We start from the raw sequence: 14024 nt of genomic DNA, 5'->3' as shown, positions 1-14024 counted from the left end.
TGTCAGCGTTTTTATTTTGTGGGAAAGATTTCCTGGGTTATAATAACGTTTTTAAGCTATTTCAATGAAAGAAATTTTGTTTTATAGAGAAGGAAAAGCAGACTATCCTTCTTTTTTTTCTGATAAGCTGATATGTAAATGGATCGAGGTGATTGCCGGACATTATAATAAATCGGTAGGTGCTATCAATTTTATTTTTTGTGACGATGATTATATACTTGCTGTAAATCGTCAATATTTGAAACACGATTATTATACTGATGTTATTACTTTCGACTATTGCGAAGGAGATATACTTTCGGGCGATGTATTCATTAGTTTGGATACAGTGAAATCGAATTCCGAAATGTTTTCTACTTTTTTTGAAAATGAGTTCTGTAGGGTGATTTGTCATTCAGTTCTTCATTTAATCGGATTTAAAGATAAAACGGATGTCGATAGTAAGGAAATGCGTAAAAATGAAAATATTTGCTTAGATCTTCTTAAAACGCTTTAAAATGGCAAATCTTTTACCGGATTATGATGTAATTGTTGTCGGCGCCGGACATGCGGGTTGTGAAGCTGCCTGTGCAGCAGCTCATTTAGGATCTCATACCTTATTGATCACCCTGGATATGAATAAGATAGCTCAGATGTCTTGTAATCCAGCGATAGGAGGTATTGCTAAAGGTCAGATAGTGAGAGAAATAGATGCTTTGGGAGGTTTGACCGGTATAGTGACTGATCAGAGCTCGATTCAATTCAGAATGCTGAATCGTTCGAAAGGTCCTGCTATGTGGAGTCCTCGTTCACAATGCGACCGGATGAAATTTTCTGCTAATTGGAGGTATCAGCTCGAGCATACGGATGGTTTGGATATGTGGCAGGATGATGTAGTAGAGTTGGTAGTGAAAGATGGGCAGGTTTACGGGGTTAAGACAGCCTTGGGGGTCGTTTTTAATGCGAAACGGGTGATTTTAACCAACGGAACTTTTTTAAACGGCCTAATGCATATAGGTCGGGTAAGTTTCGAAGGAGGCCGTATTTCCGAGCCGGCTTCTCACGGTTTAACAGCTCAATTGTGTAGCTTGGGATTCGAAACGGGGCGGATGAAGACCGGTACTCCTGTCCGTATAGACGGAAAAAGTATCGATTTTTCTAAATTGACCGAACAAGGCGGGGATAATGATTTTCATTGTTTTTCTTATTTGCATTATGATTATAGGAATACTCTGATCCAAAGGCCTTGTTATATGGCTTATACTAACGAAGCTGTACATCATGCTTTGAGGCAGGGGTTTACCGATAGTCCTTTATTCAACGGCACTATACAGAGCGTTGGTCCTCGTTATTGTCCCAGCATAGAGACTAAATTGAATACTTTTGCCGATAGGACCAGTCATCATTTATTTTTGGAACCGGAGGGAGAAACTACTACAGAGTTTTATTTAAACGGTTTTTCTTCTTCATTGCCCTGGGATGTACAATTGACCGGTTTGCGTTTGATTGAAGGTTTCGAGAATGTAAGAATTTTCCGGCCGGGTTATGCGATAGAATATGATTATTTTCCTCCTACACAGCTTTATCATACTTTAGAGACTAAATTGATTCAAGGACTTTATTTTGCCGGTCAGATCAATGGAACGACAGGTTATGAGGAAGCAGCAGCACAAGGATTGATGGCCGGGATCAATGCCCATTTATCTTTACATTCTTCAGTTGAATTTGTATTGAATCGGGATGAAGCATATATTGGGGTACTCATAGACGATTTAGTGACGAAAGGAGTGGATGAACCTTATCGTATGTTTACTTCCCGGGCAGAATATCGTATTTTATTGAGACAAGATGATGCAGATATGCGTTTGACACCTAAGGGATTTCAGATTGGTTTAGTTACTAATAATAGACATAAGATATATTTGGATAAAATAGAGAAGAGAGATTTGTTAATTGATTTTATTAAGAATTTTAGTGTTAAACCTGATGAAATCAATTCTTTTCTACTTTCATTGAATACAGCACCTATCCGACAAGGAATGAAGTTGGTGGATATTCTTAGTCGTCCTCAAGTGGGATTATTGGCTTTGATCGATGTTTTACCTTCGTTGAATAATTTTATCGGGGAATTTGTTTTGCGTGATGAAATCATTGAAGCTGCTGAAATTTCTATAAAATATTCGGGATATATCGAGCGGGAACGAATGTTAGCCGATAAATTATCCCGTTTAGAGAATCTAGTCATTGCTGGAAAATTTAATTACGAAGAACTCACGAATTTGTCTATTGAAGCTCGTCAAAAATTGTCAAAGATTCAACCTAGAACAATAGGTCAGGCTTCTCGTATAAGTGGTGTGTCGCCAGCTGATATTAATGTTCTTTTGATATTGATGGGACGGTAAAGAGGCGAATGTTTCACGTGGAACATAAAAAAGGTGCGAAGGGTGAAATATGTGTTTTATAAAATATTTTTATAAAAGAATTTTTGAACCGATGAAAAAAATTGAAGGTAATATTATTGATATCTATAATAACCGGATTTTTCCCGGAACAATTTGTATAGACCATGGAATAATTACCGATATTTTAGAAAATTCCAATTCTTATCAAAATTTCATAGCGCCTGGTTTTATAGATGCTCATGTACATATTGAAAGTTCGATGCTGGTGCCTGAAGAATTTTCAAAACTGGCTATTTCGAAAGGGACAGTAGCCGTTATTAATGATCCTCATGAAATAGCCAATGTTTTAGGAATAGAAGGTATTCGGTTTATGATAGAAAATAGTTGGAAAGCACCCATCAAAATTTTCTTTTCAGTGCCTTCTTGTGTTCCCGCTACTTCTTTTGATTATTCAGGAGCTGAAATAAATTCTGATCATATCGAGGAATTATTACAAAACTATTCGTTTGTTTCTCTATCGGAAATGATGAATATATCCGGAGTATTACAAAAAGATGCTGAAGTATGGCGTAAATTGAAATTAGCTGAAAAATATAATATACCGATCGATGGGCATGCTCCGGGGATAATAGGGGAAGTTTTGAAACAATATGTAAGTGCAGGCATTTCTACTGATCATGAATCTGTATCTTTATCCGAAGCTTTGGAAAAAATTTCTTTAGGAATGAAAATTCTAATTCGGGAAGGAAGTGCAGCTAAAAATTACGAGGCTTTAAAATCCTTGATAAATAGTCATCCTTATTCTTTGATGTTTTGTACAGATGATTCTCATCCCGGAGATTTGATTCATTGCGGGCACATCGATAAGATAGTTCGAAGAGCTATTGCTGATGGTTTCGATTTATTTCAGGTTTTGAGAATAGCTTCTCTTCATCCTATACAACATTATCACTTACCGGTAGGTACACTTCGGATAGGAGATCCTGCTGATTTTTGTATATTTGAAGACTTAAAATCATTTTCAGTATCGGAAGTTTACATACAGGGTGAACTTAAATATTCTAGTTCTTGGTCTATGCCGGATATTAAAGCTGAAGTTTCTGATTTTTCGAATTTGAATCAATTCAATCGGAAATTACTCCAGCTTTCCGATTTGAGAAAACCCATAACATCCGATATCGTTTCTATCAAGGTGTATGATGGGGAATTAATTACAGATAAAGTAATTTTTTCAAATCATGATTCATTCGATAATTTTGAATCTGATTTGGATAGAGATATACTCAAGATTATTTATCTGAATCGTTATGAGAATAAACCTCCTCAGATTGCTTTTATACATGGAATAGGTCTGAAAAAAGGTGCTTTTGCAAGTAGTATATCGCATGATTCCCATAATATCATTGCAGTAGGATGTAATGATCAGGATTTATTGATTGCTCTTAATTCTATTATTTCAGCAAAAGGAGGACTTTCAGTGGCATCTGAGGGAGAAGTTGACATTTTATCTTTACCTATTGCCGGTATTATGACTGATGAAAATGGTGAAAAGGTAGCTATGATTTGGAATAAATTAATTCAAATTTTGCATCATAATGGGTGTATACTCGATTCACCTTTTATGACTCTTTCTTTTATGGCTCTGATTGTGATACCTGAATTGAAAATAGGTGAAAGAGGATTGTTCGAATATAGTAAATTTAAGTTTTTAGCAGATTGAATTTGTTATGGCTTTATATGATGACCATTTGAAAAAAAAGATTAGTGAATTACCTTCTTCACCTGGAGTATATCAATATTTCGATTCTTCTGGAGTAATTATATATATTGGAAAGGCTAAAAATTTAAAAAATAGGGTATTATCTTATTTAAATCAAAGTAATCAGTCAAATAAAACCCGGATTTTGGTCAATAAAATCACGGATTTACGGTATATTGTTGTAAATAGTGAGCAAGATGCATTACTTTTAGAAAATAATCTGATCAAAAAATATAAGCCGCGTTATAATATTTTATTGAAAGACGATAAATCTTATCCCTGGATTTGTATTAAGAAAGAACCTTATCCCCGGGTGTTTCTTACCCGCCGTTTTGTACACGACGGATCGGAATATTTCGGTCCTTATACTTCGGGAAAATTTGCCCATGTACTGATTTCTTTAATTAAATCTTTATTCAAATTACGGACTTGTAAGCTTGCATTAAATACGAAGGCTGTCTATAACAACCGTTTTAAAGTTTGTTTGGAATATCATATCGGTAATTGTCTCGGGCCTTGTATTGGTAAAATACAGGAAGAAGAATACGATGAATTTATCAGCCAGGTGAGGAATATTTTGAAAGGTAATTTGTCTTCTGTCATTCAGGTTATGACCAGGAAGATGAATTCGTATGCGGAATCACTGCATTTTGAGGAGGCCAATCGAATGAAAGAAGCACTTGAAGCCATTAAAAATTATCAATCTAAATCGACTATTGTCCGTACTACGATTCACGATACAGATGTTTTTTCTTATTTGGAAGATGAGAAATATGCTTATGTTAATTTTTTGAGAATTGTTCATGGTGCTGTTATACAAGTACATACAGTTGAATTAGAAAAGAAGATCGAAGAAGATAAGGAAGCTTTGCTTGCTTTCGCTATCTATGAGATCCGCCAATTGGTGAATAGTAATTCGAAAGAAATTATTGTTCCTTTTTATCCGGATGTTCAATTGGAAGGAGTGCAATATGTGATACCTCAACGAGGTGACAAGAAACAATTATTGGATTTGTCCGAAAGAAATGTATCCTATTTTAGATTGGATAGAGAACGGCAGAGGAATCTAAAGAAAGAAGATTCGAGTTTTAATATATTGAAAACCATTAAGTTAGAACTAAAACTGCCTACATTACCACATCGTATGGAGTGTTTCGATAATTCGAATATTCAAGGGACTAATCCGGTGGCTTCCTGTGTAGTTTTTATCGATGGTAAACCGGCTAAAAAAGAATATCGAAAGTTCCACGTGAAAACAGTCGTCGGGGCGGACGATTTTGCTTCTATGGAAGAAATTATTTTCCGGAGATATAAAAGAGTATTGGATGAAGGTCTGGAATTACCGGATCTGATCGTGATCGATGGAGGAAAAGGACAGTTACATTCGGCTGTAAATAGTTTGAAAAAATTAGATCTATATGGGAAAGTACCGATTTTAGGATTGGCAAAACAAATGGAAGAAATTTATTTTCCTGAAGATAAGGATCCTTATCTGTTGGCTAAAAATTCGATGGCTTTAAAAACGTTGATGCATATCCGGGACGAAGCCCATCGATTTGGTATTACATTTCATCGTAAATTGAGAGAAAAATCACAGATTAACAGTATATTAGGTGATATTAAGGGTATCGGAGAAGCAACTGAAACTATATTATTGCATGAGTTTAAGTCAGTTAGTAATATCAAACAAAAGTCTATTGAAGAACTGGCTAAGGTGATCGGGAAGAAGAAAGCACAACTTATTCATGAGTATTTTCATCAAGAAACCGAATAATAAGAGTTTATCCGAAAGAGTGCCGAGGTAAATCAGCTGCTTTAAAGCTTAATATGTATTGTTTTAATACTGATTGGCGAATCTGTAGTTCCGATCGTAAATATAAGTTGTAAACTTTAGATTCGCCAATCGGTCTTTAAGGCAGTCACAAAAAATAGAAAAATTTTCTATAAACAGCCTTTTATTTAGTTATTTGACAGGTTTCAGGGTATTTCGATATACTTCTTTATCGTTTAATACTTCAACCGCTTTAGCTACTTCTTGATCATGCTGGACTTTATATTCTATTACCCCTTGCAGATAATAGTAACGTTGAATGAATTGTTCTGTTAAAAACGAAGTGATCTCATCTTTAAAGAGGTCCATATCGCGGTCGATAGAATGGGTGAAATCATTTTCCAAAGCGGCAATTTGTTCTTTGGCGGTGTCATAATACTTTTCGGCTTTGGCTGCTTCGATCAATTTATTCAATATCTGTTGTGATTCGGTTTCATAACTGAATTTCTTTTCTTTCAGATAGGTTTTGAATTCGTTGTATATTTCATCTGTAATTTTAAATTCATTGATAGGGGCAATATTGGGGTGCCGAAGGGCATAACTATTGATAAAATCAAATGTTAGATCTTGTAAAACAAGTTCTTGAGTGATTCTTGCATAATCTTCCGGAGTAATTTTAATATCCGGACTGATTCCGCCACCGTCATACACTTTTCTTCCGGATTGGGTTTTAAATTCTGAAATCAAAGAATCGGGCACTTTTCCGACACTTCCGTCAGGGTTCCGGTGGGAATAATCCAAGGCCTGAATACACCTTCCGCTAGGAATATAATATTTTGCGGTGGTAACTTTTAATTTCGTATTGTAGGCCAGATCGCGGACTGTTTGAACCAATCCCTTTCCGTAGGAACGTTCACCTATTAGAACAGCTCTATCGAGATCCTGAAGAGCACCCGATACGATTTCAGAGGCCGATGCTGAACCCCGGTCGATCAATACTACTAAAGGCATATCGGGTACGATGGGATTATTTTTGGCTGTATATTCTTTATCCCATTGTTTTACTTTCCCTTTGGTGTCGACTATTTTGGAATTTTTCGGAACGAAGAAATTCACTATTTCAACGGCTTGATCCAGAAGACCTCCTGAATTTCCTCTTAGGTCCAGAATTAAAGAAGAGGCTCCTTTGTTCTTTAGTGAGATAATTGCCGAACGGACATCTGCAGCAGATTTATCGGTAAAACTGGTTAGATAGATATATCCGGTCGTATCGTTAACCATACCGGAATAAGGGACGCTCGGTAGTTGGATTTTTTCTCGTATAGCTTTCTTTTCTAGTGGTTTAGTCTCAAATTCACGCTGAACTTTTATGGTGATTTCTTTTCCCGGTTGTCCTTTTAATAAAGTACTTACCTCTTCCGTATTTTTACCTTTCACCGAAATTCCGTCGATAGCCAGGATGATATCTCCGGGAAGTAATCCGGCTTTATCTGCAGGAGAATCTTTATAAGGCTCCCGGATAATGACCTGATCTCCTTTTTTACTGATGACGGAACCGATACCGGCATATTCTCCGGTAGTCATCAGTTTTACATCTTCCATTTCGGATTCCGGATAATAAACAGTATATGGATCCAAAGATTTTAACATGGCTTTTATTCCTGTAGTGACCAGGTCACCGGGATTGACTTCATCGACATAAAACATATTTACGTCTCTGAACAGAGTGGCATAAATATTCAGCTGCTTACTGATTTCAAAGCTTTTATCATCGTTTCTCAGTGCGGTCAATCCGAGAGTGATCGAGATGAATGCTATGCCAACAAGTAGAATTCTTTTTGTTTTCATTTATATTTTAAATTTTTGTTTGTGATACAACACCTGATTTTTAATTAACGAAAATACGATATATAATTGATAATTGAAAATGGTAAATTGAAAATTAGCAAATCCTTAAGATGGATTGTTATTTTTTAAGGCACAGGATCATAGCCGCTGCCTCCCCAGGGATGACAGCGGAGTAGTCTTTTTATAGCCAGCCATAATCCCTTAAAAGGTCCGTGTTTTCGGATAGCTTCGATCGCATACTGGGAGCAAGTGGGTACAAAACGGCAGGTGGGTGGCTTTAGAGGGGAGATACAGTATTGATAAAACCGAATCGGTAAAAGTAATAAGTGACTGATTATGCATTTAATAAGTGTCATACGATCGTTTTACCGGGATCAGGAAACAGAGGATAGTAAAGATGGAATCTTCTTCAGTACACTTTTTATGGCCTTTTCGGTTTTAGAAAAAACCGGAAGATTCTGATCGAGGTAGATAAATAGAATATCTACTGTATGTCCGGGGATTATATGCTGATAGAATTCGGGTTTGTTTAAACGGTAAGCTTCACGGGTCAGCCGTTTTACCCGGTTACGTTTAACAGCCCTTTTAAATTTCTTTTTACTCACGCTGATCGCTATCCTGGCAGGATATTCTCCGGGTATAGACGAATCTTTGAGTACGACCCGGAACGGGTATTTTACAAAGCTGATCTCAGAAGTCAATAGTTCTTCGAAAAGAATTTTACTACATAGACGTTCGGCTTTGCTGAGTGAGTACATAAATGCAGGTTGGTAACTTATAGGGAAGCTAATCACAAAAAGTCAAACTTTTTGTGATTAGCTTCATTTTTGGATTATTTTGTTTTGTTTTCTTTGTTATAACGCTTTATAAACTCTTCGATAGCCATTGTCATGGAAGGACATTGGGGTGTCGGAGCTTTTATATCCAGCCGTAATCCTGCTTCTTCGACTGCAACTGCAGTTGCAGGTCCGAAAGCTGCTATAACTGTGGTATCCTGAACGAAGTCCGGGAAATTCTGGAATAAAGATTTTATACCGGATGGGGTATAAAAAGCTATGATATCGTATTCTTTCAAATTTTTGATATCGCTCAGATCGCTGGAAACCGTTTTATAAAGAATAGCTTTCGTGTATTTCAGATTCAACTGATCCAGTAATCCGGGAATATTTTCTTTGTGAATATCGGAAAGAGGTACAAGAAAATTTTCTGTTTTATGTTTCAGTAAAATTTTAGTCATATCATCCACTTTCTTATCCCCATAGAAAATTTTTCTTTTACGGTAGACGATGTATTTTTGTAAATAAAAAGCCGTTGCTTCCGAAATACAAAAATATTTCATCGTGTCCGGTACCGTTATTCTTAACTCTCCGCAGATTCTGAAAAAGTGATCTATAGCTGTACGGCTGGTAAAAATAATAGCAGTGTGATCAAGAATATTGATCCGTTCCTGTCTGAATTCTTTAGCTGTAACTCCTTCAACCTTAATAAAAGGACGAAATTCCAGTTTTAAACCGTATTTTTCCGCTAGTTCAGAATAGGGAGATTTTTCTGTAGTTGGTTGCGGTTGCGATACGAGTATCTTTTTTATCTTCAAAGCAGTAAAGTTTTAAATTAATACCCTGATGTTATTCTACCATCTTGTAAAGCACAAGAAGTGGCATGATTTCGAGGGCACAAAGGTACAAAATCATATACAAAATTGAAACCCTATGCGTGATTAATATTTCAATCCATCTTATAATTTTAACAATCATAAGTAAAATTGCACCGAATATAACTATCTTTAATAGAGGAATAACAGCAAAAGATTTCACGAAAAAGATTGCAATTACAAAAGGTGAAATCAAAAGTCCTGACAAAATATTGTAAGTCCATAAATTTACGATGACTTCGTCGGCCATATTTTTAGCGTTAAAAGTCCATCCGAATAACCGGACAATCAAGAGAAGAAGAAAATGATAAAGAAATAAGCCGATGAAAAGATATAATGTAAATAAATTGATAAAATTTCCTTCGATGATATAGACGATACCGATAGAAATGATGGAGAAGGACAAACATAAGGATAGAATATAACAGATCAGATTGGAAGATATTCCTTCATTCAAAATAATTTCAGCTTTCTTCCTTTTCAATAATGTATTCAATAGATTGTAAAACAGATCTTTACCTCTTAATCTTACAAATGCAAAAATAATCAGGAAACCGACTGTGAATAGTACGTTTCCGAACAGGTCTTTATTGTGTTCCAACTGTGTCGAAGGTAAAAATCGACCAGCAGGCATATAGATTTCAAATGTGTCTGTTTCAGTTTGATGTAATGGTAGAATAGACAGGCTATCTTGTTCAGAATGAAAATATGTTATATCGGTATTTGGCATTGAATCTGTAGGTGATGTTGAAACTGATTTCATGGGATCCTTCTGTTGATTTTACTAAATTTCCAAGAGACATATCGTAGGAATAAGCCAGACGATATTCAAATTTTTTATTGGCAGAATTCAACTTGAGTCCAAGTTTGAAAATGATCGCTTTATAATTTTCTTTATCGCTGTTCAGGAGCTGAGAACTATACCATACTCCACCGAATAAGGGATCGGTGGTGATATCCGAACCGACGATAAAGTTATCGAATGAGGAGGAAGATAATAATCGATCTCCTCGGTTTTCATATAATAATCCCGGACAAACATATAAACTACTTTTTTTGTCGAGGCTATAAAGGGAGGTTCTGATAAAACTATTCCATTGTAAACTCAGTTTGATCGGAATCCGGGCATTTTCTTCGATAAAATTGTCTTTAGGGCGGGTGAAATGATTGACGGAAAATCCGATGAAATTATGCATAAATTCACGGTAATGACGTTCCCAGGGAACATAGATCATAAAACCTGTACTGAAATCCCAATAATTTTGTTTTTCATTGACAATGTCCAAAGCCGGTAACGGTAGAATGTTACCGTATATTTCATGAAGATTCCCGGAATAAATGTATTTGTTCGGATTCAGCCTTTCGTCATAATAAGAACCTTTCACTCCTAATTGAAAGTAGATATTTTTTTCTTTGTTGAAATACCCTCTCCAGGAGTAGGATAGTCCGATACTGTTCGATTTTATAAAACCACCCCCTTCATCACTTGAAATAACGGATAATCCGAATCCATAATTATTGTATGTTTTTAAATCGGCGGAAAAAAAAATCGTTGAAAAATTACCCGGAAATTTGGGCCAGAGTTTCCGATAGGTCAATTGTCCGTTGAATTCACCTTCATTCAAACCAACGAAGGAAGGATTATAATAAATCCGATTCTCCCAAAATTGAGAAAAGGAATAATCCTGAGCGAAGCTAGCCGGAGTATATATGAAAAATATAAAATAGAACAGGATTCTATTTTTAATAAATACTCGCATATTGGTTTGATTGAAATTTATTGCAATAATATAAAAAAATCGGGATTAATTTACATTTATTAAATTGAAACAAGTTTTTTTACAGGTCAATGTGCTTCATACCAATTGTTTCCGAATCCTGTACTAACCGTTAGAGGCACAGAGAGTTTTATTACATGCTCCATACAATTCGTCACCAGGCTTTTCAGGAGATATTGTTCGGATTTATGGCATTTGAAATTGAGTTCGTCATGAACTTGAATGATCATTCTGGACATCAATCCTTCTTCCTGAATGCGTTTTTGGATACAGATCATAGCCATTTTTATAATATCGGCAGCCGATCCCTGTATCGGAGCATTGATGGCATTTCGTTCCGCCATCCCTCTGACTACGGCATTCCGGGAGTTTATGTCCCGGAGATAACGTCTGCGGCCCATAATTGTTTCGACAAATTCTTTTTTTCTGGCTTTTTCGACGGATTCTTCCATGTATTTTTTCACGCCTGGATAAAGATCGAAATAACCGTCGATCAATTCTTTGCCTTCTTTGCGGCTGATGTGGAGTCTTTCGGCCAAGCCCCAGGCAGATATACCGTATATGATACCGAAATTAGCCGTTTTAGCCCGGCGGCGCATTTCAGGAGTTACTTCCTCTAAGGTGACATGATAAATTTTTGAAGCTGTAGCGGTATGTACATCTATACCGTGATTGAAAGCATGAATCAATTCTTTATCCTGACTTAAATGAGCCATCAACCGTAATTCGACCTGGGAATAGTCGGCTGAGAAAAACAAATAGTCGTCATTACCGGTAACGAAAGCCTTACGGATTTTCCGGCCTTCTTCTGTGCGGATAGGGATATTTTGCAGATTCGGGTTCAGGCTGCTTAAACGACCGGTTGCCGCTTCTGCCTGATTGAAATGAGTGTGTATTTTTCCTGTCCCCGGGTCGATAAAACTGGGAAGTGCTTCTGCATATGTCGTCAAAAGTTTTTTTAATCCCCGGTAATCCAGTATTTTATTGATAATGGGATGTTCGTCTTCTAATTTTACAAGCACTTGTTCTGAAGTACTGTATTGACCGGATTTTGTCTTTTTGTGATTACTGTCGATTTTCAGTTTATCGAAGAGTACTTCACCCAATTGCTTGGGGGAACTGATGTTGAATTCCTGATGAGCTAATTCATAGATTTCTTTTTCAATGATATCGATCCGTTCTTTTAGTTCGCTTGAAATGGACTGAAGTTCGTTACAATCGATGCTTACTCCTTCGTATTCCATGTCGGCGAGTACAAAAACCAGTGGCATTTCGATGTTGTTATAAAGTGCCAGTAAGCCGGTCTGTTGCAGATCGTCACAGAGTTTTTCATGAAGCTGGAAGATAACATCGGTTTTCTCTGCAAAATCGTTATCTTCCGTCCCTGCTTCTTCATCGAACTGGAGCGTGAGTTGCTGATCTTCTTTTTTACTTCCCGAGAGTTTATAATTGAGGTATTCCAAAGCAACCCGGCCTAAGTCGTGTGATATGTCCGGATGGAGTACATAATGGGCTATTTTAATGTCGAAAATATCATTTTTGAGTTTGATACCTGCTCTTTTCAACCAAATGATATCGTTTTTTACATCGGCCGATATTAAAATTTTATTTTTGTTTTCAAAAATGGCCTGGAATTGGAGTATGATTTCCAATGCCTTGTTTTTGTCATTAGGCAGATTGATATAACTTACTTCGTGAAGTTTTGTCGAGAAGCACAGATGAGTCGGCCAGGAATTATACAGAGTCCCGTTTTTGAAAACAACATATAAAGCATAAAGATCTGCTTCTTCCAGTTTTTGCAGTAAAGAAGCCGGATCTTGGGAATGGTCGGTATAACTGACTTTGATGTCCGACAATTTCTCTGAGGTATCTTCTTCTATATCTGTATTCAATACCCGTTTTACCAATGAAAAGAGTTCCAGTTCTTTGAAAATAGGATCCAGAATTTTTACATCGATATGTTTCTTCTCAAGATCTTCGGGAGTGATATCGGTAGGAACTTCGGTACAAATAGTGACCAGGGTACGTGACAAATGGACGGTTGGCTGGCAATCGAGCAGATTCTGCCGTTGTTTGCCTTTGAGTTCATCGATATGGGCATATATTCCGTCGATATCTCCATATTTATAGACCAGGGCAGCAGCGCTTTTAGGGCCGATTCCGGAACATCCCGGAACATTGTCCGCCGTATCTCCCATCAGTCCTAAAATATCGATGACCTGATCCACCCGTTCGATCCCGAAGTGATCCAATACTTCGGGAATACCCCAGACTTCCGATTTATTTCCTGAACGTCCGGGTTTATACATAAAAACTTTTTCACTGACCAGCTGGGCATAATCTTTATCCGGCGTGATCATATAAACGGTATAACCTTCTTTCTCCGCTCTTTTGGCCAGGGTACCGATAAAATCGTCGGCTTCGTAACCCGGCGCATCCAGACAAGAAATACCCAGACCTGCGATAATTTTTTTTATATAAGGAATGGATTTTCTCAGATCTTCCGGCATCGGGGGACGTTGTGCTTTATAAGGTGTGTACATTTCGTGCCGGAAAGTGGGACCTTCGGGATCGAAAATCACTGCGATATGAGTCGGTTTTTCTAATTCTAATAATTCGATCAGAAAATTACAAAAACCAAAGGTGGCGGAGGTGTTTATTCCTGTGGTGGTAATCCGGGGATTATTGATAAAAGCATAATACGACCGGTATATCAGTGCATAGGCGTCTAGTAGGAATAAGGTCTTAGGATCTGACATGAATATAGGATTAAAATTTATACGGACAAAGTTAGAAAAAAAAGCTCATCAGTAAGTATATCGGAGGGAGGCTTTTA

At 36.9% G+C, this 14024-nt stretch carries 11 protein-coding genes; 4 read left to right on the top strand and 7 right to left on the bottom strand.

The window, feature by feature from the left end:
• Nucleotides 1-64: 64 nt before the first annotated feature.
• From ybeY to uvrC, 4 genes are all read left to right on the top strand, one after another.
• Nucleotides 65-496, top strand: coding sequence for an rRNA maturation RNase YbeY (ybeY, locus tag ODOSP_RS13730; RefSeq protein WP_013612904.1), 432 nt, complete (start codon nt 65-67; stop codon nt 494-496).
• 1 nt (nt 497) lies between these two features.
• Nucleotides 498-2381 (top strand): tRNA uridine-5-carboxymethylaminomethyl(34) synthesis enzyme MnmG, encoded by a 1884-nt coding sequence (gene mnmG / locus ODOSP_RS13725; RefSeq protein WP_013612903.1) that lies wholly within the window; start codon nt 498-500, stop codon nt 2379-2381.
• 91 nt (nt 2382-2472) lie between these two features.
• Nucleotides 2473-4101 carry an adenine deaminase gene (gene ade, locus ODOSP_RS13720; RefSeq protein WP_013612902.1) on the top strand — a complete coding sequence of 543 codons (1629 nt, stop codon included), beginning with the start codon at nt 2473-2475 and terminating at the stop codon, nt 4099-4101.
• 7 nt (nt 4102-4108) lie between these two features.
• The gene (uvrC, locus tag ODOSP_RS13715; RefSeq protein ID WP_013612901.1) at nt 4109-5914 is read left to right on the top strand and encodes an excinuclease ABC subunit UvrC; all 1806 of its coding nucleotides are present in this window, start codon (nt 4109-4111) and stop codon (nt 5912-5914) included.
• A 189-nt stretch (nt 5915-6103) separates the two neighbouring features.
• Here uvrC and ODOSP_RS13710 read toward each other — a convergent pair whose 3' ends face one another.
• The 7 genes from ODOSP_RS13710 to polA all read right to left on the bottom strand — a co-directional run bounded on the left by ODOSP_RS13710 (nt 6104) and on the right by polA (nt 13947).
• A complete protein-coding gene (locus ODOSP_RS13710) occupies nt 6104-7759 on the bottom strand; it encodes a S41 family peptidase (RefSeq protein WP_013612900.1) in 1656 nt (551 codons plus the stop codon).
• A gap of 125 nt (nt 7760-7884) precedes the next feature.
• Nucleotides 7885-8115, bottom strand: a complete 231-nt coding sequence (yidD, locus tag ODOSP_RS19290; protein ID WP_013612899.1) for a membrane protein insertion efficiency factor YidD — start codon at nt 8113-8115, stop codon at nt 7885-7887.
• A gap of 18 nt (nt 8116-8133) precedes the next feature.
• Nucleotides 8134-8517 (bottom strand): ribonuclease P protein component, encoded by a 384-nt coding sequence (gene rnpA, locus ODOSP_RS13705; protein ID WP_022160858.1) that lies wholly within the window; start codon nt 8515-8517, stop codon nt 8134-8136.
• Between the two features lie 74 nt (nt 8518-8591).
• Nucleotides 8592-9353 (bottom strand): uroporphyrinogen-III synthase, encoded by a 762-nt coding sequence (locus ODOSP_RS13700; RefSeq protein WP_013612897.1) that lies wholly within the window; start codon nt 9351-9353, stop codon nt 8592-8594.
• A gap of 31 nt (nt 9354-9384) precedes the next feature.
• A complete protein-coding gene (locus ODOSP_RS20540) occupies nt 9385-10044 on the bottom strand; it encodes a DUF4271 domain-containing protein (protein WP_013612896.1) in 660 nt (219 codons plus the stop codon).
• Nucleotides 10045-10105: 61 nt separating this feature from the next.
• Nucleotides 10106-11170: a PorP/SprF family type IX secretion system membrane protein gene (locus ODOSP_RS13690; RefSeq protein WP_013612895.1), complete on the bottom strand. Its 1065-nt coding sequence runs from the start codon at nt 11168-11170 to the stop codon at nt 10106-10108.
• Nucleotides 11171-11256: 86 nt separating this feature from the next.
• On the bottom strand, nt 11257-13947 hold the full coding sequence (polA, locus tag ODOSP_RS13685) for a DNA polymerase I (protein ID WP_013612894.1): 2691 nt from the start codon (nt 13945-13947) through the stop codon (nt 11257-11259).
• Between the last annotated feature and the right edge of the window lie 77 nt (nt 13948-14024).

Source organism: Odoribacter splanchnicus DSM 20712, from assembly GCF_000190535.1.
Taxonomy (GTDB): Bacteria; Bacteroidota; Bacteroidia; order Bacteroidales; family Marinifilaceae; genus Odoribacter; species Odoribacter splanchnicus.
The sequence above is the reverse complement of the archived record's forward strand: the minus strand, read 5'-3'. Positions and strand labels throughout refer to the sequence as shown.

Bases quoted from the DNA above. Each gene is read 5' to 3' on its own strand.
- ybeY (WP_013612904.1), top strand. From the start codon at position 65: ATGAAAGAAATTTTGTTTTATAGAGAAGGAAAAGCAGACTATCCTTCT.
- mnmG (WP_013612903.1), top strand. From the start codon at position 498: ATGGCAAATCTTTTACCGGATTATGATGTAATTGTTGTCGGCGCCGGA.
- ade (WP_013612902.1), top strand. From the start codon at position 2,473: ATGAAAAAAATTGAAGGTAATATTATTGATATCTATAATAACCGGATT.
- uvrC (WP_013612901.1), top strand. From the start codon at position 4,109: ATGGCTTTATATGATGACCATTTGAAAAAAAAGATTAGTGAATTACCT.
- ODOSP_RS13710 (WP_013612900.1), bottom strand. From the start codon at position 7,759: ATGAAAACAAAAAGAATTCTACTTGTTGGCATAGCATTCATCTCGATC.
- yidD (WP_013612899.1), bottom strand. From the start codon at position 8,115: ATGACACTTATTAAATGCATAATCAGTCACTTATTACTTTTACCGATT.
- rnpA (WP_022160858.1), bottom strand. From the start codon at position 8,517: ATGTACTCACTCAGCAAAGCCGAACGTCTATGTAGTAAAATTCTTTTC.
- ODOSP_RS20540 (WP_013612896.1), bottom strand. From the start codon at position 10,044: ATGCCTGCTGGTCGATTTTTACCTTCGACACAGTTGGAACACAATAAA.
- ODOSP_RS13690 (WP_013612895.1), bottom strand. From the start codon at position 11,170: ATGCGAGTATTTATTAAAAATAGAATCCTGTTCTATTTTATATTTTTC.
- polA (WP_013612894.1), bottom strand. From the start codon at position 13,947: ATGTCAGATCCTAAGACCTTATTCCTACTAGACGCCTATGCACTGATA.